Origin of the sequence: Petrotoga mexicana DSM 14811 (genome assembly GCF_002895565.1) — a bacterium.
Taxonomy (GTDB): domain Bacteria; phylum Thermotogota; class Thermotogae; order Petrotogales; family Petrotogaceae; genus Petrotoga; species Petrotoga mexicana.
This window is the reverse complement of record NZ_AZRN01000016.1, coordinates 1-19,642: the sequence shown is the minus strand read 5'-3', so window position 1 is coordinate 19,642 and position 19,642 is coordinate 1. Positions and strand designations below refer to the sequence as shown.

Sequence of the window (19,642 nt, the reverse complement as noted above, 5' to 3'; positions counted from 1 at the left end):
AAGATCCCGTAAAGGTTGCAATACTTCTTAAACAAGCAGCCAAGAATTCGTACAGATTGGATAAAATGGCTTATGAACCTTTGAATATCGCTATCTCTTCTTCTTTAAACGTAATAAAAGCCTTGGAAAAGGAAATAGAAACCGTTGATAAGGCTATTGAAAAAACGGTAAAAGGGCTTAATCCCAGCCAATATCAATCACTCATCTTTGTCAACGGTATCGGTCCTGTTATCTCCTCAGTACACAGCTTCTGGTTACTTTTTCTCGTCTGAGTCTGAACATGAATAGGATTTGGGTCTCTTATCTATTTTTTAATTTTTCCCAAAATACAATTTCTTGGAGTTTCAGCTACTAAGAAGATAGTAGATTATTAATAAAAATTAACTCTGAAATAATCCCTAAGAGTTCTTATGTCTAGAAGTGCAACTTTCAACCAATCAAACAAACTTTCTTTTCTTCCATCCTAAAAATTTATAATTTCTCTATATCCCTATTCGTCAACCTTTATGATTACGTATAAAACTTCTTCTCTATATCTATGTTTGTGAGGTTGCTTGTGCTTTCCCTAGATTATTTGCTCTTATCCATATAGCAAATCCTTCACAAATAAGTTATTACATACTATTCTAGATCTTTTACTTAGGTAATTCCTAATAAGAACCTTTAATAAAATTTTGCTTTACCTGCAGCTTGGAAAAGTTCGATTTTTTGAATTGCAACTTTCTTCATCGATTCAATACAAAGAGGTTGAATAACGTTTGGCTCTCTAAGATTTTGATCTTTAAGAATTTCACGCATTTTATCAAAATAAGCTTTTTTAATGTCACTAGAGATATTGATTTTATTTATTCCTAGTCTTACCGCTTCACTAATTTCACTATCTGGATTATTAGAACCTCCGTGAAGAACAAGAGGAATAGGTAAATTTTTCTTAATTTTTTTTAGTATTTCTAATTTTAGTTTAGGTTTCATGTCTTTAGGATAAAGACCATGGGAAGTTCCAATTGCAATTGCCAAGGCATCAATACCAGTTTTTTTAACAAAATAAACTGCATCATCTGGATTAGTATAAATTATCTCATTAATTTTTGTTTCTGATTCTGTATCAGTAGAGCCAATTGTACCTAGTTCTCCTTCTACAGAAATATTTACATAGTGTGCAATTTCAACCACTTTTTTGGTAAGATCAATATTCTCCTCAATTGGCAAATTAGATCCATCAATCATAACAGAAGTAAAACCACTTTGAATGGCAGTTACAATTTCTTTTAAAGAGGAACCATGGTCTAAATGAATACTAGCTGGTATTCTACTTTTATTAATCTTTTGAATTATTGATGTGGTCATTTCTACACCTATATGAGCCAATTCATTGGGATGAATTGCTATAATAACCGGCGATTGTTTTTCTTCTACTGCTTCAAATATCCCATTAAACATTGAATAATCACTAATATTAAAAGCTGGAACTGCAAAATACTTCTTATTTGCAACCTCTAACAATTCTTTTAAATTCATTAACAAATAATAACACTCCTTCCTTTATTTTGGATTTTAATTTTTATTTAAATTATTAGCTCTTTACGGCTCCCGCAGTCATTCCACTGATAAAATATTTTTGAAAAATAAGAAATAAGATAACAACGGGTAAGGATCCAAGAACACTCATAGCCAACATTTCACTCCAGTTATAAGCATGCTGTCCCATTAATAAACTAATTCCAACTGGAACAGTTCGCATCTCTCTAGTTTTCGTTAATGTTAAGGCAAATAGATATTCGTTCCATGCACGTAAAAAAGTATACATTCCAACTGATATCAATCCTGGAACTGCTGAAGGAACTAGCACCTTCCACAAAGCATTAAGTCGAGTCCCTCCATCTATTCTTACTGCCTCGTCTAGTTCTTTGGGTAAAGTATTCATATATCCAGTCATTATTAGTATTGCATAGGGTAGTGTGAATAGTAAATAGGTTAAAATTAAAGCACCATAAGTGTTGTATAGTCTTAATGTAACTATTAAACTAAGATAGGGAATCAGCAAAGTAATAGGCGGAATTGCCTGCATACTAATAATCATAACATTAATAATTTTTTTTCCGGGGAAGTCGAATCTGCTAAAAGCATATGAAGCTAAGATACTGATAAATAAGGTTAAAAGTACCACAACACCGCAAATAAAATAACTGTTTAAAAAATAGCGTAATTTTTCTGGGCTTGTAAAAATTGAAAAATAGCTTTCCAAAGAAAAGTTCTCTGAAATCCAAATAGGAGGCCAAGCAAAAATCTCATTATTAGGTTTAAATGAATTTAGAACCATCCAAAAAACTGGAAACGCTGGCCATAAACTTCCTCCAGTTAGTAAAACAATTGTCAGGATTTTAATTCGTTGAGTTTTTTTCTTCTTATTCATTTTAAGCCTTCCCCTTTCTGCTGTTTGGCATAAAATATTGCTAAAACAATGCAAATCAATAAAACAATCACGGAAGTAGTTGCCGCTTTCGAATACTGAAAGCTACTAAAAGCTTGCTTATAAATATAAGTACTTAATGTTTCGCTTGCGTGAAGAGGTCCCCCACCAGTTGTCATCCAAATTAACGTGAATTGTTGTATAGTCCAAACCAAATCTAATGTTATTAAACTTAGCAAAATTGGTTTTAATTGAGGAATTGTAATATAAAAGAATTGGTTCATTGCATTTGCTCCGTCTATAGAGGAAGCTTCATATAACTCTTGAGGAATTCCTTGGAGCCCTGCTAGGAGACTAATCATATAAAAAGGATAACCAGACCAAATATTAATAATGGTAACTGAAACTAAGGCTAAATCTATTGAGCCTAACCAGTCAATGGATGTGCCTAAAAAATTAAAAATTTGTAATAAATAATTAACTATACCATTAGGATTTAACAATAATCTCCATAGAATTGCAATAATCGCTTCAGTAAAAAGCCATGGTAAGATGAAAATAATTCTAAAAAGAGCTTTCGTTTTTTTCCCTATATATTTACTATTTAAAAGTAAAGCAAACATGATTCCCAGAATTAGATGAGCCAATACACTAATTCCAACAAAAAAAGTAGTATTTTTTAGAGCTGTAAAAAAGATTGGATCAGTCAAAACGTCATAATAATTAGCCAACCCTACAAAAGTTGGATTTTTATTAATTATTACATTATCAAAAAAAGAAAATAGTATCACCATAGTAATTGGAACTGCTATTAATATAATCATGACAATTAAGGCAGGAGATAAATAAAAAAAAGGTTCCATTTTCTTTTTTAGATTTAAGGGTAATTTCATTAGATCAGCATCCCTTCTTCATTATTTTTTTTAGGGAAGAGAGTGCGCCAGATACTTGTGTGCACTCTCTTAATTTACACTGGCTATTAAAAATTCAATCTCCAAAAATTCTCAACCATTCTTTTTGAATCTCCTCCAGCATAGTTTCAGCAGAGTCAAATTCTCCTTCCAAATACAATACAAAATTTTCCAAAAAGATCCTCATTAAATCTTCGGATCTGGGAAGGCCTATAAACTCATTAATAGCATAACTTTCTTGATAAATTTCATATGCATCTACAAATAGCTTATCTTTTTTAGAATAGTCTGGCTCTGAAGCAGTATTTCCAGGGAAACCATTTGCATAAACTGCCAGTTTGGCATTTACTTCTGGGCTCATTAAATATTCAATAAAACGCCAGGCTTCTTCTTTGTGCTTTGAATTAGAGGCAATACCAATTCCCCAATTTGCTACACATATTCCACTCTTTCCAGTATATCCGTCCATCTTGGGTATACTAGTTATTGCAACATCCATATTGGGGGCACCTTCTTTTATCAGCGTAAGATGAGCTAAAGAGGAAATCATAAATGCTACTCTGCCATTTACAAACTCTTCTACCATATCTGGTTCCCTCATTGTATAAGTCCCAGGTGTAACTAATTCCTCTTCAAACAGCCATTTCATAAGTTCAATACCTTGTATTAATTTTTCATTACCGATTAAATTGGGTTTTCCATCTTCCAACATCTTTCCACCCGAAGCCCACAACCAACTCATAAATTGATTCTGAATCCCGTTTGGTAAAGCACTGGACAAAGGAAGTGCGTAAGCATAAATATTACTTGTAGGATCTGTAACTTTTTGAGCTACACTTTTAAACTCGCTCCAGGTAGTAGGAAATTCTACGATACCCGCATTTTTTAATATATCTTTGTTAACATACATGGGATAGGCAAAATTTACAACCGCAATCATGTAGGTATTCCCTTCTACTTGAACTTGTAAAGACAACTGACTATCATCATAACCTGAAGAGACCATCAATTCACTCAGATTTGCAATTGCTCCCTGTTTAGCAAAATCATATACCCAAGAGCCGTCAAGACCTACGACATCTGGCATCATACCAGTAGCAGCCCCCGCAGCTATCTGTACTTTAGTGTCTGCATATGGGTTACTTATCAATTCAACATTGATGCCTGTTTTGGCGGTAAACTCATCACAAATTTCACGCAATACTCCTTCAGGAAGTTCTGGTTCCCACCACTGTTGAAATTCCAAAGTTATTTCCTCACTTAAACTAATTACTGAAATCCCAAAAATTACAATGGACATCAACAATAATACTAGAAACCTTCTTTTACCCAACATGAATTTCACTCCTCTTTTTTTTAAAATTTGGTAATGATTTTAATCCTAACCTCGTTACTTAATTGTCACCTCCTTGTACTTATTTCATAGGATATTTAGAAACTCTAAAATACGCATTGTAATCCACTTTAAATACCTTCCATATTAAATTAACCTCCTCACTGAATAATTTATTTGTTACCGCTTGCGATTCAAACGATGCTTACAGTTACCCATTTGGTAGCAAATTCAACCGCTTTCAAAATTCTTAAAAGTTCTTCTAAAAAGAGTTAATTGGATTCTCTTCTATTCAAAAGGGCATACAAGAAATGAACACTTCTTGAGTCAACCTTTTTCGAAAAAATCTTCTATCTTGGTTTAGCTTTTTTCAAAACTATTTCAATTTTCAAAGAGCATTTAGGATAATTCTCCAATATTTTAGTTCTTCTTCCTTTAACTAATTTTGCTTTTCGTTATTTATAGTTCTTTTCTATTTCAAATAGTTACTGTGTAAAACTTATAAACATAACTCTAATTAAAATTAAAACTCTATTTTAAGAACTCCGTATAACTTCATCTTTTAGATATTTTATCAACCCAAATTTAGCAGCTCCTCGAGAAATGACATATTCATCCAAGTCTGAAAAAGAAATATTTATGCTATGTTTGTGAAACATGTGTTTATTTATGAAGTTCAATAACTGATTGAAAAATTCATCTCCTAAATACTTCATTCTTCCGTCTATAAAGATGTTAGAAATTCCAAAGTAATGTATAAGAGAAAGGAGAATTGATGCGAAATATCTTGAAAGTTCCTCTGTGAATCGTTCTATTGATTCCTTTTCTTGATCTGATAAAACTTCAATTTCTTGGATATTTTTTATGGGTTTTGAAATTGTTTCGCCAATACTTTCTATAACTCGGTCTATCCCATATTCATCTTCGAAATATTTTAATTCCTCGTTTTTAAACAAAAGAGTATGACCTATTTCACCGGCATATCCATTGACTCCGTGATAAAGATGGTTATCGATTATTATTCCCGCGCCTATTCCTTTATCGTAAAGGATATAAATGAAAGAATCTAAATCTTTCCCTTTTCCATAATACTTTTCTCCAATTGCACCCATATCAGCATCATTCCCTAAGTAAGCAAATACGTTATATTTTTCTTTTATCTTTTTTATTAAAGGGAAATTAGCAAATTCTGGTAATTTTGGTGGTTCTTTGATTATTCCTTTTTCTGTATCTAAAGGACCTGGAACCCCAAAAGATATTACTTTAACCTCTCTATTTGTAAGTTTCGCTTTCCTCATCAACTCATCTATCACTTTGTAAACTGTGTTTATTTGTGGATTTCCCTCTATATACGGATAATCAACATTGTAAAGGACTTTTCCACTTGAGTCAATTAAACAACCATTCACGCTATCTCTTAGTATTCCAACCCCAATAACGTGTGCAAAATCTTTAACTATTTTCAAATTTATTGATGGTCTTCCTACTCCATTGGGAGAAACTTTTACCTCTTCAATGAAGCCTATATTTAAAAAATTCTTTACTATATCTCCAATAGTGGTTTTTGTTAATCCAGTTTCCTCGGCAATGTCCACTCTGGACATTTCTTTATTGATTAGTAGATCCAAAACTTTTATAGAATTGTTAATGCGTACCATTTCATTGGGTGATTTCAAAAAGGTTTCATCTCCTAAAACTTTGGTTAATAAGTATAGAGTCTTTATTAATTATATTTTATATCTACTTTCATCAAAAGTCAAGTTTGATAAAAGCAAATTATACGGAATTAGAGGCAATTAAAAACAAATAATAGCGATTAGATACAAAAATCTTAATTTTTCATATTTAATTTATAAAATTTATTTATTAGGAGATATATTAATAAAACTTTATATTTCCTTATATTTCACAAATAAAAATAAAGTATTATTAACGTATTAAAACTTGTTTAGTAAATTGTTTGAATAGTTTCAAAAATCTATTGGAGGTGAGTTTTGTGAAAAGGTTGGTTATGTTTGTATTTATGGTTTCTTTGTTAAGCGTTTTGTCTTTTCCTGTAACCATAGAGTTTTGGCATGCGATGAGTGGAGACAGGATAGCTTTGATCGAAGATATTGTGAGTGATTTTGAAGAGGCTTATCCGGATATAAATGTAAATGCACAATATTCAGGAAGTTATCCTGAAACACTGAATAAGCTTATTGCAGCGGTACAATCTGGGAACGCACCACACATAGTTCAGATTTACGAAATAGGTACAAGACTTATGATAGACAGTGGTGTCATCGTTCCTGTCCAAGATTTACTTGATCAAGATGATTCTTATGATGTAGGGGTTTTGTTGGAACCTATATTAAATTACTACAAAGTTGACGGAAAGTTGTACTCAATGCCTTTCAATTCATCTACTGCTTTGTTGTACTACAACAAAACACTATTTGAAGAAGCTGGCTTAGATCCAAATAGACCTCCTCAAACCTACGAAGAGCTGTTAGAATACTCTAGAATTTTAACAAAGAAAGACTCAAGTGGAACTACTGTTCAATACGGATTAACGTGGCCTACCCATTCGTGGATAATTGAACAACTTATGGCTGCCGCTGATGCACCACTTGTTAACAACGATAACGGAAGAACCGCCAGAGCAACAGAGGCTGTCTTCGATAGTGAATCAGGTTTAAAAATATTTGAACTGTTTGATCAATTGAACAAAGAAGGTCTAATTCTGAACACTACTAGGGAAGATTGGGATGCAGCTGGACAGAATTTCGTCTCAGGCAGAGCAGCTATGAATTTCTTTTCAACATCTGATGTAAAGATTTTTCAAGAAGGGTTAGAAAGCAATGGCTACGAGTTAGGAACAGCCTTTTTGCCTGTTCCAGATATAAGTGTCAGTGGAGGACCAGTTATTGGAGGAGCGAGCTTATGGTTGATAGATGGCCATCCGGACGAAGAAACCAAAGCTGCCTGGGAATTTTTGAAGTTTGTCAATCGTGAAGATCAACAAATTAGATGGCACCAAGGTACAGGATATTTTCCAGTAAGAAAAGATGCCATTCAGAGGTTGCACTATGAAGAATTTTATGCTGAGAACCCAAATTACTTCACTTCCTTATTGCAACTATTGTTAGCTAAAAGAGATTTCAACTCAGCTGGAGCAGTTATTGGCGTCTTCCCTGAAACCCGAGAAACTATAGAAATAGCGTATGAAAGAATGGTTGATGCACAAATGACACCTGAAGAGGCATTGAGTTGGGCTGAAAGCCAAGTGACAGAATTAATCCAAGAATATAACGAATTCTATCAGTAATCTATCAATCACATCTCTAAGATAATTCTATAATTTCAAATGTTATTAATCCAAGGAAGACTTTTTCTTCCTTGGATTTTTAGGAGGAAATAAAATATGAAGTGGGGAAAATACACACCTTATCTTTTGCTTGCACCTACACTAATAATTATTGCCCTTTTTATATATTGGCCAGCAATTAACTCTTTTCTAATGAGTTTTTACAAAATATCACCTTTTGGCGATAAGAGGATATTTGCGGGTTTTGACAACTACATTAAACTTTTTGAAAATGAGGCATATTGGGAAGCTTTAAGGGTTACATTCATATATATAGTTACAACAGTAATAATAGTCATTATTTTAGGTTACCTTATTGCACAATTACTAGATAATAAGGTCTTTGGGGTAAAAATTTATAGAACTTTAATTTTTGTTCCTTATGTTATTTCCTTTACTATCGGAGGTGCGTTGTGGACCTTCATGTTGAACCCGGTTGCAGGACATGTGAATTATATTTTGTCAAGAATTACAGGAGAAAGTATTAATTGGTTAAATCAAGTGCCATATGCCTTAATTTCAATTATAGTTGCCAGTGTTTGGAAGATGCTGCCTTTTTCAATTATTTTCTATCTTGCAGGATTACAGTCCATATCGGAATCAATAATAGAGAGTTCTTTAATTGATGGGGCAAACGTATGGCAAAGGATGTGGAAAATAAAATTTCCTATACTTTCTCCCATTACATTTTACTTAGTTATTATGAACATTACCAATGGAATGTTTGAGTCGTTTGGGATCATTGACATTATGACAAGAGGAGGACCTTTAGGAAGCACAACAACTTTAATTTACAAACTATATCAAGATGCGTTCTTTTTCCAAAAAACGAGTTTAGCAGCTGCTGAAAGTGTTGTTCTATTTATTATTATGTCATTTATCACCTTTCTTTATTTTAGATTTGGTGAGAAAAGGGTTCATTATCAATGAAGGGAGTCAAGCAATAATGAGAAAATCGACTAGAGAAAAAGTTAATTATGTTTTTGTAGAGTTAGGGTTAATAATTGTGTCTTTTTTCATGTTCTTACCTTTTATACTGGCAATTTCTATGAGTTTTATGGAACCTACGGAGGTTTTCTCTTATCCACCTAAGTTTTTTCCTTCAAGTATCAATTTTAAAAATTACATCACAGCTATAGAACTTGTTCCAATGGGCAGAATGTTGTTCAATTCGTTGCTTGTGGCTTCATTTACAACATTAGGAAAGTTAATAACAGGAACATTCGCTGCTTATGCCTTTTCTTCTTTTCGATTTAAAGGAAAGAACATATTATTTTCCACCCTCTTTGTAACTTTATTTTTGCCTGCCGAAACTGTTATGATTTTACCTTTGTTTATGCTGATGTCAAATCTCGGTTGGGTTAATACCTATTGGGCGCTGATAATACCTTTTACCGCCTCTGCAACCAACACCTTCCTATTTAGGCAACATTTTATGACTATTCCTCGTTCTTTAGAGGATGCAGCAAAAATAGATGGTGCTTCAGCTATGCAATACTTTTTTAAGGTGCTTATACCCTTGTCTGGACCAATAATCGCTGGAGCGGCTATTATTAACTTTGTTTATGCATGGAATATGTATCTTTGGCCTTTGATAGTTACCATGCAAGATAACATGAGGACGGTACAGGTTGGTGTAAAGATGTTGATCTCGGGAGAGACTAGTAACAATTGGGGAGTAATAATGGCAGGGACGTTGTTGGTTGCGTTACCTACCCTTATTATATTTTTTCTGCTTCAAGATTTGTTTGTAAAAAGTTTGGTAAATAGTGGGCTTAAGGAATAAATGGAGTAAAGCCATTTTTATTTTTAATAATGTAAATGATATAAATATAAGCAGGAGCCACAGGGGCTCCTGTTTTTTGATAAATTATTCCGGGCTTACCAATTTTGGGGGATAACCTATTTCATCCAATAAGTTTTCTATTTTTTCTGGTTCTTGTAATGTTTCAACTTCTACTTTTTTGTTTTCTAAATCAACGTTGAAATTTTGCACAATGCCCGAAGACTTTAATTGCCTTTCTATATTCATCTTGCAATGTTCGCAAGACATATCTGGAACATCAAATACGTATTTCATTATGCAACCTCCTAAAGTTTTTTTGTGATTCTGCTTGAATTGTAAATTACGTTTATTGAACTAAATAACATGGCAATTTCCGCTATTGCTGGGTGAAGGATTCCAATCATTGCCAAAGGTATGGCGATAATGTTGTAGAAGAAAGCCCAGAATAAGTTTTGCTTGATTTTTTTAAAGGTTATTTCTGATATCTTTATTGCATCTATAACTTTTGAAATTTCGCCCTGACTTATTATTACATCTGCTGATTCTATTGCCAAATCTGTCCCGTTACCTATTGCAATACCCATATCAGATGATTTTAATGCTGCGGCATCGTTTATTCCATCGCCTATCATACCGACCTTTTTCCCTTCTATTTGATATTTTCTGACTATTTCTACTTTATTTTTAGGTGATATATTTGCAAATGCCTTATCAATTCCAACCTTTTTAGCAACTGCTCTGGCGGTGTTTTCGTTGTCACCTGTTACCATTATGGGTTCTATTCCCATTTCTTTTAATCGTTTTATAGCTTCTACGGCATCGCTTTTAATCGCATCAGCGATTCTTATGTATCCAACAATTTTTTCATTTTTACTTACCTCTATTACCGTCTCTGCGTTTTCCATAAATTCTTGGTAGGGTTTTGCATCACGTGGTTTACCTATATAGTATTCATTGTTTTTGTATGTTCCAACGATTCCTTCACCTGTTATTTCCTCTATTTCTTCAATTTCTACGTTCTGATTTTTAATATGTTCAGATGCGTATTCTACTATCGCCTTAGCCAAGGGGTGAGTAGAATTTTTCTCTATTTCTGAAATAATTAAAAATGTTTCATCATCTAAATTGTGTTTGATAACTGAAGGTTGTCCTTTAGTTAAGGTTCCGGTTTTGTCCATGAGAATTGTATCTATATCTTTAGCCGTTTGGATGGCTTCTCCATTTTTTATGATCAATCCTTTTTTTGCAGATACAGAACTTGCGGCTACAAGGGCCATAGGTGTTGCTAAGCCGAGTGCACATGGGCACGCTATAACAAGAGTGGCAACAAACGAAAAAATAGCAGTAGATAGCGGACCAGCATCTGTAAGGACCCAAGGAATGATATTTGAAAAGTTAACCAAAAAAGGTTGGAATGTTTCATATTGGAAAAACCAAAGTACGCCGCTTAAGACAGCTAAAGAAAAAACTGTCGGTATAAAATACAAGGTTATTCTGTCGGCCAGAGCTTGAATAGGAACTTTAGATGATTGAGCTTCCTCTACAAGTTTGATCATTTGATTTAAGAATGTGTCTTGTCCGACTTTTTCTACTTTTATTTTTAAGAGACCTGATTCGACTATTGTTCCACTCACTACCGGATCCTTCTCGCCTTTTAATACAGGTAATGGTTCACCGCTTATCATAGATTCGTTTATGGAAGCTTGCCCTTCTACGATAGTACCATCTAAAGGAATTTTTTCTCCTTGCCTCACCAGTATTAAGTCACCTATTTTGACTGTCTCTATGGGTAATTCAACCACTCCCTCATCAGTAATTACATTCGCTTTGTCAACTTTCATAGAAAGAAGAAGCTTTATTTCTCTTGAAGCACTATGTTTCATCCTTGCTTCAATGTATCTACCTACCAGATTTAGGGTAATAAGCATAGATGCAATAGTTCCAAAAGAAAGGATATCTAAACCAATAATTGCTAAAACTGTAGTCGCCCAAGCGGAAATAGCTCCAAGGGAAACTAATGTATCCATATTGGTATGAAGATGAGATAAAGCTATCCAAGCGCTCTTTAAAGTTTTTCTACCTGGTATGAAGATTGTTGCTGCACCACCGATTAATTCAATCAATAGCATAAAAGGAATATGCAACCCGCTCATATTTAAGATCATAAGAATCATAAGAGGAATCGTGATACCTAATGAAATATACATATCTTTTCGAGATTCTTTGAATCTCTTTTCTGTCAAATCCTCGGTAGGCATTTCTTCAGAAACTTTGTATCCAACGTCTGATACAGCCTTTTTGATTTTATTCATTGGAATAGCTTCTTGTGATATTAATACAGCTTTTTCTGTGGCTAAATTGACAGAGACATATTTTACCCCATCTAATTTTTTAAGTGCCCTTTCTACATTTTTTACACATGTAGCGCAGGTCATCCCCTGAACACTGAAAGATACTTTATTATTTTGGGCAAATTTTTCTTGAGAATTTGATGGTTCTAACGATTTTTCTTTGACTTCACTCATATAGTGCACCACCTTTTCTACGTTTTTTTGAGATAATCGAAAACCTCTTCAAGTTCTTCTAATTTTATATTGATTTCTTCGGGATCTTTAGAAGACGTTGCATCTTTTACACATGTTTCTATGTGTTTTTTCAATATTTCAGAATGAGCATTTTTTAAAAGAGAAATTGTGGCTAACAATTGCTTAGATATATCGATACAGTATCTCTCTTCTTCAATCATTTTTATGGCTGCATCAATCTGTCCGCGTGCTGTTTTAAGTTTTCTAAGAGCCTTTTCGTGTTTCATAAAATCGCCTCCTTTTTATCCATCCCACCAGGGGAGGGTATGAAAATTATAATCTATTTTTATTACGGTCAAATTAATTATTCCTTTTTATGGGACACAAAATCTTTAAAACTTATTAAAATAATATAAATTAGATCATTTACTCATGAGTCACTAACTTGTGAGTAAGTAACTCTAAAGTAAGTAAGTACTAAAAATTGTTGTTTCTGGTAAAAAACCTAAGTATTGTTTCGCAAAATATACTATAAAAATCCAAACCAATAAAAAAGACGCCTTATGCAGACGCCTTTTATATTTTTCAACAATCCAATATTTTAACTAGAAAACAGCTAAGTCATTTTTCATCCTCTATTAATTAGATTTCTACTCTTTTCACTTCAAGAGTTCGCAACCTGTTTAAAGCTGCCCCTACCTCGTACGGTCTTGGTTTTACGTAATCACCATCAGGGTAGTTAAAAGGGGAGATAATTTTAAGTCCTTCTTTTTCTAAAATATTGAAGATTTTATTCAATATATCTCCCAATGAACTCTGGCCATCTATGATTCCTTTCTGTAAAGCAAAGACAAGGATATAACCAATTGTTTTAGCCTGTTCTCTATTTAAAAGCTGCTCAAGGTTACTCAATTCAATATTGTTTCTACCAAAATGAATAACATCTTTGCTTGAGGCTTTAACTTTTAATTTATTTCCCCGCTTAGGGTTAATACTATCAGGGTCGGGAACCCTACGACAAATTCGACCAAATTTATCAGAACTTTCCTCTTTTCGCTGGGTAGGAAGCTCTATTGCAATCTTGTGTGCCAGATCTGTTACATCCTTAGGTCTATATTCATCCATCATGATCACATGATCTGCAACATCAAAGTAATCTCCAGCTCCTCCAACTACGATCACAGTAGAGACTTTATAATCAGTATATAAGCTTTTGACTTTATCAATGAAAGGAGTAATAGGTTCCTTATCTTTAGTAACCAACCTTTGCATTCGGGAATCTCTAATCATAAAATTAGTAGCACATGTATCTTCATCAATTAATAATAGTTTAGTACCTATCTCTAGGGCTTCTATAATATTGGCAGCCTGGGAAGTACTTCCACTAGCATTCTCGGTGCAAAAATCTGTTGTTGTTTCACCCTGAGGTAAATTATTAATAAAGGGACTAATATCAACCTTTTCAATTCTTCTGCCATCTTCGGCTCTTATCTTAACAGCATCTTCTCTGGTAACGACATATTCCCGCCCATCACCAGGGATGTGATTATAAACTCCCTTTTCTAAAGCGTTAAGTAGAGTTGATTTTCCGTGGTATCCACCCCCCACAATAAGGGTTATTCCCTCTTTAACCCCCATACCTTTAATTTTTCCTAGATGTGGAAGATCAAAGGTTACTTCATATTCCGGTGGTGACATAAAATGTACAACTTTATTGCCAGTTAAAGGACGATCATCAATCCCACTTTGTCTAGGTAAAATTGAACCATTTGCAATAAAAGCCACCAATCCCTGTTCCTCTAGTTTTCCTCGTAAAGTCTCTTGATCCTCAACGACTTGTACATGTTTTTCCAATGATGAAGAGTTAATATTGTCATAATAAAGAGTAGAATTAATAATTTTAGGTAGTTCTTCAAAAAACATTTTGAAAGCTTCGTTGCCCAGTACTCTACGACCAGCTGCGGGTAAACCTAAACTAAGCCGGGCCTCTATCATATCTTTATTAAACTCAACAGAGGTTCTTTCCAATACTTCCTGACCTGTCTTAGCAATGGCGATCAGTCCGCTTTTTCCAGATCCCCTTTGACCTTTGCTATATTTTTTTATGGCTTGCTCAATTAATCTAGTTAAAAAATCAGCCACTGCCGTTCGTCTTATCTTGTTTTCCCAGAACCAGGCTGGAAATTTTGTTACTTGCTGGTCTATTCTAATTAGAATACTGGAAGGGCTGGCAAAAGGATCTCCTTGTACGTACGGTATTCCTAACTTGTAATAGCCAAAATCATACCAATTTGACTGTATCTGTTTATAAGCCTTATATCCTCGTCCGTTAATATTTTTGAATGTATTCTTTAATTCTTCCTTGCTTTGCATCTTCATACCTCCAAAAAGACGCCTTGTATATTTTCAACAATCCAATATTTTATCTAAAAATTAACTAAATCATTTACCCATATAGTATTCCATTAGTATTTCTGCGACCTCTGCTCTTGTGAACTCTTTTGGTGGTTTTTCTCCTTTTGAAAGCATCTCCCTTACCTTTGTCCCACTAAGGAACACATGGTCTTCTTTTCCGTGTGGACATGTTTTTGCCGTAGCCATATTTTCACACTTGGTGCAATAAAACGCATGTTCAAATTTTAGTGGCACTATCCCTATCTCTTCGGGTTTAAACTGGTCAAATATCTCTTGAGCTTCGTAAGTTCCATAGTAATCTCCAACACCTGCATGGTCTCTTCCTACAATAAAGTGTGTGCATCCATAGTTCTTTCTACATATAGCATGAAAGATAGCTTCTTTTGGTCCAGCGTATCTCATGTTAACAGGAAACACCCCTAAAAATACCCTTTCTTTTGGATAATACTTGTCCAGTATAACTTCGTAGGATTTCATCCTCACATCGGAAGGAATGTCTTCAGCTTTTGTTTTTCCCACCAATGGGTTTAAGAACAAACCATCGACGATTTCAAGCGCTGTTTTCTGCAAATACTCGTGTGCCCTGTGTATGGGATTTCTCGTTTGAAAGGCTACTATTGTTTTCCATCCCTTTTCAGAGAATATCTTTCTTGTATCTTTTGGATCGAGCCTGAACTCTTGGAAGTTATCATGCTCTATCCTGTTGAGTAAGGTAATCTCCCCGCCTAATGCTATCTCTCCTTGTTCGAATAAAAACTTAACCCCAGGGTGGGCTTTATCTTGAGTTTTGTAAACTTTCAGTGCCTCTTCTTCTTTCCTTCTTTCGTACTTTTCTTGAAGATGTAGTATCGCGTACTCTTTTGAATCTTCTTGGTTCTTTATCAATACATCTTCTCCCACTTTTAGTTCGTTCGCAATCTCTTTTTTTACCGATAGAATTATTGGGATAGACCATACCGTTCCGTTAGATAACCTCATGTTGTTTAAAACAGAATCGTAATCTTCTTTTGTCATAAACCCTTCTAAGGGGCTGAATAGCCCAGTTGCAATGTTTTCTAACTCAGATAGATCAAAATAAGTTACACTTATACTTTTCAACTCTTTCGATCTTTTTAACCATTCTTTTTTTTCTTCTTCAGTAGCTATTTTGTTGACCAATTTTCCACCGTGTGGCTCAATCATTTTTTAGACCTCCATAGGTTTTATTCATAAAACTGTTTTAGCGCCCCTTTGCCCCGCTCCCCACCCGATTTGTTCAGATAATATTTTTGTTTCTTAAATATTCAATAACCTTTTCAACCGATTCATCTATGCTTTCTACATCGGTATTCAAAATTAACTCAGGATTCTCAGGTTCTTCGTAGGGAGCTGAAATCCCTGTAAAATTTTTTATTTCGCCTTTTATCGCCTTTTCGTACATACCCTTTGGGTCCCGGTTTTTCAATTCGTCAAGTGGACATTTTACGTATATCTCTATGAATTCTCCATCTTTTACTAACTCTCTTACCCTCTGCCTATCTTTTTTATATGGGGAAATGAAGGCTGTCATTGTAATTATCCCAAGATCAGAGAATAACTTTGCAACCTCTCCTATCCTTCTAATATTTTCCTCCCTATCTTCTGGGGAAAATCCTAAATCACCATTTAAACCGTGTCTAATGTTGTCTCCATCCAAAACATACGACAACGTTCCTATTTTCAACAATCTTTCTTCTAATTCATGTGCTATAGTTGATTTTCCAGATCCAGATAACCCAGTAAACCAAAGGATTACTCCCTTTTGCCCTAAAAATCTTTCTCTGTCTTCTTTTTTTACCTTTCCAGCATGCCATACTACATTTTCGCTCTTTTTTCTTTCCACTTTTATACCTCCCAAAAGCTTTATTTATAATACAAATCTTAATAAAAGGACTCTATCAAGACGATTATACTCCAATCAGAGGGTACAGTCAAGTTAACGCATTAGATCAATATTAATTGTCATTAAAATGATGTTTTGGCAGGAATGTATTTATTTTTATAATCTAACCGTTTTCTTTCACGACGCCTAATATGATCAAATGCGCGAATACGCTGTCTTTCAAAAAAATATAGTATAATTAAGCAAATATATAGTACAATAAAACTAACAGGGGCTTTTTAGTTACGAAGGTTGAGATAATGTGAAAATTGTAACAAATAAAGGAGGTAAACAGAGTGGCAGAGGTATTTATAGGAATTGTTGGAGGTGGCCATGGCGGCACTTCTATTATGCGAGCCCTATACAGTCTTCCAGATGTACGGTTGGTAGGGTTGGCTGAAGTTAATCCCGAGGCTCCGGGCATTGCCCTGGCAAAAGCTTATGGTGTCCCAATATTTAATGATTTCCGAGACCTTTTGAACGTACCTCAACTGGATTTGATATTTGAGGTCACTGGAAAAACCAGGGTGGAGCAAGCTCTTAATGAGCATAAGCAACCACAAACAATTATTGTCGATGCGCGTGTAGCCAGATTGATGATGGAACTGGTAAAAGCACGTGAAACCATGCTAGAGAAGTTACAGAGCGGAGCTAAGGAATTGGCAGTTACTGCCCGGGAAGTAGCCACCACCGTGGAACAATTGTCTGCAGCTACCCAAGTTATGGCGTCCGGAGCAGAAGATATTACCAAGCAAAGTAAAATGTTAGATGTAGCAACTAGTCGGGCACGGGAACACCTAGAAGAAACGGATAAGATTCTCCGATTTATCCGGATGGTGGCAGATCAAACTAAATTGTTGGGGCTGAACGCCGCGATTGAGGCGGCCCGGGCTGGTGAACATGGACGAGGATTCACTGTGGTCGCTCAAGAGGTGAGAAAACTAGCGGAGAATTCCAGTCTATCTGCGGATCAAATTGGGCAAATTTTGCATAATATTGAGGTTTCCGTGGAGGAAATTGTGGAAGGAATAAGAAAAACTGACGGAGTAATTGAGCAGCAGTCCGCTACCACACAGGAGGTAGCTGCCGATACGGAGCGGCTCAGCCGAGTGGCAGCAGATCTCTCTCAACTGGCCAATAGGTTGGCCAGCTTGAGTGAAGTCCGTTCAAAGTAATGGTGGATATCTAGCTCTAAGTTGACCTTTGTTATATTTTTAATGGCGCGATTATAAGGAATCATAGGTAGCAAGAAGGTAAGTCTTGATTTTCTTGAACTAATTGAAGATAGGCTAAAAAGGAAAGTAAAACTGGTTGTGGATAAAAAAAGAAGGGCGAGTGGCTTCGCCCTTTTTGTAGTTATTGTACGCTTTCAGCTAGAGATTGTTTAGCAATATTCACGTATTCATTGAATCCATCTGGATCGTTTACAGCAAGTTCGGAAAGCATTTTTCTATTTATGTCGACGTTGGCCAATTTCAAACCATGAATTAACTCGTTATACTTCAATCCTTGTGATCTTGCAGCAGCATTGATTCGTGTTATCCAGAGTTTTCTGTAATCTCTTTTTTTGTTTTTTCTACCTGTATAAGAATATTTCCCGGATTTATAATACTGTTGTTTTGCCAATGAATAACGTCTACTCAACGCTCCTGTGTATCCTTTGGCTGCTTTCAAATATTTTTTTCTTTTTTTGCGAGAAGCAACGGATCGTTTAATTCTCATATTTTATACACTCCTTTATCTTAAGTTAAATTCAAATCATCATTTTAATCCAAGTGATTTCTTAACTTTATCCACAATTTCCTTAGGTACTTCAACCTCTCTTTTAAGTCTTCTCATATGACTGCTTTTCTTGAAGCCTGTATTATGCCCCACGTTGTTTCTATGTCGGAGAATTTTTCCAGTTTTAGTGACTTTAAACCTTTTTTTTGCTGAACCTTTTGTTTTTAATTTAGGCATCTTGATTCCTCCTGATTTTTAGGATATAGATTACTATTATTTATTTTTTGTCCTCATTGATTGGTTCTAAGATAATATCCATATCTTTACCCAATAATTTCGCCCCTCGGGAAACCTTTGCTATATCGGATGTCTTAGATACCACTTTGTCAAGTATTTCCTTACCTTTCTCTTTGAAAAGTATATCTCTACCTAAAAACATAATTACTACTCTTACTTTATGACCGTCTTCTAAAAATTCCCTTATCTTTTTCAATTTGGTGTTGAAATCATGTTCATCGATTCTGAGTCTGAATTTCATCTCTTTAACAACTTGTTTTTTTTGTTTTTTCTTCGCTAATTTTTCCTTCTTCTCTTTCTCGTAGATATATTTACCATAATCCATCATTCTAGCAACGGGAGGTTTGGCTTGAGGGGCTACTAAGACTAGATCTACTCCCGATTGTTGAGCTAATTTTAACGCTTCTTTTGTTGACATCTCTCCGAGTTTGTTTCCATCTTGATCTATTAACAGTACTTTTCTGGCTCTGATTTCGTTATTTTTAGCGACTTTATCGCTTATATACAATCACCTTCCTTATTTAATTGATAAAAAATGGGTGACACATTTGTCACCCATTATTTCCTAAATAGAAAAAAATCTCTTTTTTCAAACAAGAGCTATTTTTTTCAAAATTCGTACCCCTGACGGTTTTTAATTACTCCCCGGGGTGGGAAGTTAACTGTGGGTGACTTCCTCTTTATTTATTGTCTAATATTAAATTCTGGTGGGCCATGCGGGGATCGAACCCACGACCTACTGATTAAGAGTCAGTCGCTCTACCAGCTGAGCTAATGGCCCTATACCACTTCTTAATTATACCTTAACTCTATTTGTTTGTCAAGAAGCGATCGGCTCCTTGTCAAATATGGTTGATAGAATAGACTGAAGATATGATGAAAAAGGTATTACAGAGATTTTTTGTTGAGTAATTTCAGCTCAGAAAGGATAACTGTTTACAATATGTTGTTCCTTCTGTGATGAAATTTGGTAGTTTTATGAATCTTTCTGGCA

17 protein-coding genes, 1 tRNA gene and 2 pseudogenes are annotated in these 19,642 nt (G+C 34.7%); 5 read left to right on the top strand and 15 right to left on the bottom strand.

Annotation, left to right across the window (positions count from 1 at the left end):
- Positions 1 to 272, top strand: a pseudogene (locus X927_RS10165) (hypothetical protein); the annotation flags it as partial.
- Positions 273 to 663: 391 nt separating this feature from the next.
- Here the strand turns inward: X927_RS10165 and X927_RS05060 are convergent.
- The 5 genes from X927_RS05060 to X927_RS05040 form a co-directional block, all read right to left on the bottom strand.
- Entirely contained in the window at positions 664 to 1,524 is an 861-nt protein-coding gene (locus tag X927_RS05060; RefSeq protein WP_103077017.1) for a ketose-bisphosphate aldolase, read from the bottom strand.
- Positions 1,525 to 1,573: 49 nt separating this feature from the next.
- Positions 1,574 to 2,413, bottom strand: coding sequence for a carbohydrate ABC transporter permease (locus tag X927_RS05055; protein ID WP_103077016.1), 840 nt, complete (start codon positions 2,411 to 2,413; stop codon positions 1,574 to 1,576).
- Positions 2,410 to 3,303, bottom strand: a complete 894-nt coding sequence (locus X927_RS05050; RefSeq protein WP_103077015.1) for a carbohydrate ABC transporter permease — start codon at positions 3,301 to 3,303, stop codon at positions 2,410 to 2,412. Before X927_RS05050 ends, X927_RS05055 begins: the two co-directional genes overlap by 4 nt.
- A gap of 94 nt (positions 3,304 to 3,397) precedes the next feature.
- The gene (locus X927_RS05045) at positions 3,398 to 4,657 is read right to left on the bottom strand and encodes an ABC transporter substrate-binding protein (protein ID WP_103077014.1); all 1,260 of its coding nucleotides are present in this window, start codon (positions 4,655 to 4,657) and stop codon (positions 3,398 to 3,400) included.
- A 533-nt stretch (positions 4,658 to 5,190) separates the two neighbouring features.
- On the bottom strand, positions 5,191 to 6,330 hold the full coding sequence (locus tag X927_RS05040; protein ID WP_103077013.1) for an ROK family transcriptional regulator: 1,140 nt from the start codon (positions 6,328 to 6,330) through the stop codon (positions 5,191 to 5,193).
- 320 nt (positions 6,331 to 6,650) lie between these two features.
- Between X927_RS05040 and X927_RS05035 the strand changes: the two genes are divergently transcribed.
- The 3 genes from X927_RS05035 to X927_RS05025 all read left to right on the top strand — a co-directional run bounded on the left by X927_RS05035 (position 6,651) and on the right by X927_RS05025 (position 9,789).
- Positions 6,651 to 7,964: an ABC transporter substrate-binding protein gene (locus tag X927_RS05035; protein WP_103077012.1), complete on the top strand. Its 1,314-nt coding sequence runs from the start codon at positions 6,651 to 6,653 to the stop codon at positions 7,962 to 7,964.
- Between the two features lie 96 nt (positions 7,965 to 8,060).
- Positions 8,061 to 8,933, top strand: coding sequence for a carbohydrate ABC transporter permease (locus X927_RS05030; RefSeq protein WP_103077011.1), 873 nt, complete (start codon positions 8,061 to 8,063; stop codon positions 8,931 to 8,933).
- Positions 8,934 to 8,949: 16 nt separating this feature from the next.
- Positions 8,950 to 9,789 (top strand): carbohydrate ABC transporter permease, encoded by an 840-nt coding sequence (locus X927_RS05025; protein WP_103077010.1) that lies wholly within the window; start codon positions 8,950 to 8,952, stop codon positions 9,787 to 9,789.
- 84 nt (positions 9,790 to 9,873) lie between these two features.
- Here X927_RS05025 and X927_RS05020 read toward each other — a convergent pair whose 3' ends face one another.
- The 6 genes from X927_RS05020 to cysC all read right to left on the bottom strand — a co-directional run bounded on the left by X927_RS05020 (position 9,874) and on the right by cysC (position 16,590).
- Positions 9,874 to 10,083, bottom strand: a complete 210-nt coding sequence (locus tag X927_RS05020) for a heavy-metal-associated domain-containing protein (RefSeq protein ID WP_103077009.1) — start codon at positions 10,081 to 10,083, stop codon at positions 9,874 to 9,876.
- A gap of 11 nt (positions 10,084 to 10,094) precedes the next feature.
- Positions 10,095 to 12,314: a heavy metal translocating P-type ATPase gene (locus X927_RS05015; protein ID WP_103077008.1), complete on the bottom strand. Its 2,220-nt coding sequence runs from the start codon at positions 12,312 to 12,314 to the stop codon at positions 10,095 to 10,097.
- Positions 12,315 to 12,331: 17 nt separating this feature from the next.
- Positions 12,332 to 12,601, bottom strand: coding sequence for a metal-sensing transcriptional repressor (locus X927_RS05010; RefSeq protein WP_103077007.1), 270 nt, complete (start codon positions 12,599 to 12,601; stop codon positions 12,332 to 12,334).
- Between the two features lie 355 nt (positions 12,602 to 12,956).
- Positions 12,957 to 14,687: an ABC-ATPase domain-containing protein gene (locus tag X927_RS05005; RefSeq protein WP_103077006.1), complete on the bottom strand. Its 1,731-nt coding sequence runs from the start codon at positions 14,685 to 14,687 to the stop codon at positions 12,957 to 12,959.
- A 69-nt stretch (positions 14,688 to 14,756) separates the two neighbouring features.
- Positions 14,757 to 15,911 carry a sulfate adenylyltransferase gene (gene sat / locus X927_RS05000; RefSeq protein ID WP_103077005.1) on the bottom strand — a complete coding sequence of 385 codons (1,155 nt, stop codon included), beginning with the start codon at positions 15,909 to 15,911 and terminating at the stop codon, positions 14,757 to 14,759.
- Between the two features lie 73 nt (positions 15,912 to 15,984).
- Complete coding sequence (gene cysC, locus X927_RS04995) at positions 15,985 to 16,590, bottom strand: adenylyl-sulfate kinase (RefSeq protein ID WP_103077004.1); 606 nt, start codon at positions 16,588 to 16,590, stop codon at positions 15,985 to 15,987.
- Positions 16,591 to 17,462: 872 nt separating this feature from the next.
- Here cysC and X927_RS10465 point away from each other — a divergent pair.
- Positions 17,463 to 17,804, top strand: a pseudogene (locus X927_RS10465) (methyl-accepting chemotaxis protein); the annotation flags it as partial.
- Between the two features lie 181 nt (positions 17,805 to 17,985).
- On the opposite strand, the gene rplT reads toward X927_RS10465, so the two are convergent.
- The 4 genes from rplT to X927_RS04970 all read right to left on the bottom strand — a co-directional run bounded on the left by rplT (position 17,986) and on the right by X927_RS04970 (position 19,429).
- A complete protein-coding gene (rplT, locus tag X927_RS04985) occupies positions 17,986 to 18,351 on the bottom strand; it encodes a 50S ribosomal protein L20 (RefSeq protein WP_103077003.1) in 366 nt (121 codons plus the stop codon).
- Between the two features lie 39 nt (positions 18,352 to 18,390).
- Positions 18,391 to 18,588, bottom strand: a complete 198-nt coding sequence (locus X927_RS04980) for a large ribosomal subunit protein bL35 (RefSeq protein WP_211287819.1) — start codon at positions 18,586 to 18,588, stop codon at positions 18,391 to 18,393.
- A 40-nt stretch (positions 18,589 to 18,628) separates the two neighbouring features.
- Positions 18,629 to 19,156 carry a translation initiation factor IF-3 gene (gene infC, locus X927_RS04975; RefSeq protein WP_103077001.1) on the bottom strand — a complete coding sequence of 176 codons (528 nt, stop codon included), beginning with the start codon at positions 19,154 to 19,156 and terminating at the stop codon, positions 18,629 to 18,631.
- Between the two features lie 197 nt (positions 19,157 to 19,353).
- Positions 19,354 to 19,429: transfer RNA gene (locus tag X927_RS04970), tRNA-Lys, on the bottom strand.
- Positions 19,430 to 19,642: the final 213 nt, after the last annotated feature.

What these genes read in the sequence shown, in the direction of transcription:
- X927_RS05055 (WP_103077016.1), bottom strand. Translation starts at nt 2,413, where the DNA reads ATGAATAAGAAGAAAAAAACTCAACGAATTAAAATCCTGACAATTGTT.
- X927_RS05050 (WP_103077015.1), bottom strand. Translation starts at nt 3,303, where the DNA reads ATGAAATTACCCTTAAATCTAAAAAAGAAAATGGAACCTTTTTTTTAT.
- X927_RS05045 (WP_103077014.1), bottom strand. Translation starts at nt 4,657, where the DNA reads ATGTTGGGTAAAAGAAGGTTTCTAGTATTATTGTTGATGTCCATTGTA.
- X927_RS05030 (WP_103077011.1), top strand. Translation starts at nt 8,061, where the DNA reads ATGAAGTGGGGAAAATACACACCTTATCTTTTGCTTGCACCTACACTA.
- X927_RS05025 (WP_103077010.1), top strand. Translation starts at nt 8,950, where the DNA reads ATGAGAAAATCGACTAGAGAAAAAGTTAATTATGTTTTTGTAGAGTTA.
- X927_RS05020 (WP_103077009.1), bottom strand. Translation starts at nt 10,083, where the DNA reads ATGAAATACGTATTTGATGTTCCAGATATGTCTTGCGAACATTGCAAG.
- X927_RS05015 (WP_103077008.1), bottom strand. Translation starts at nt 12,314, where the DNA reads ATGAGTGAAGTCAAAGAAAAATCGTTAGAACCATCAAATTCTCAAGAA.
- X927_RS05010 (WP_103077007.1), bottom strand. Translation starts at nt 12,601, where the DNA reads ATGAAACACGAAAAGGCTCTTAGAAAACTTAAAACAGCACGCGGACAG.
- X927_RS05005 (WP_103077006.1), bottom strand. Translation starts at nt 14,687, where the DNA reads ATGCAAAGCAAGGAAGAATTAAAGAATACATTCAAAAATATTAACGGA.
- sat (WP_103077005.1), bottom strand. Translation starts at nt 15,911, where the DNA reads ATGATTGAGCCACACGGTGGAAAATTGGTCAACAAAATAGCTACTGAA.
- rplT (WP_103077003.1), bottom strand. Translation starts at nt 18,351, where the DNA reads ATGAGAATTAAACGATCCGTTGCTTCTCGCAAAAAAAGAAAAAAATAT.
- X927_RS04980 (WP_211287819.1), bottom strand. Translation starts at nt 18,588, where the DNA reads ATGCCTAAATTAAAAACAAAAGGTTCAGCAAAAAAAAGGTTTAAAGTC.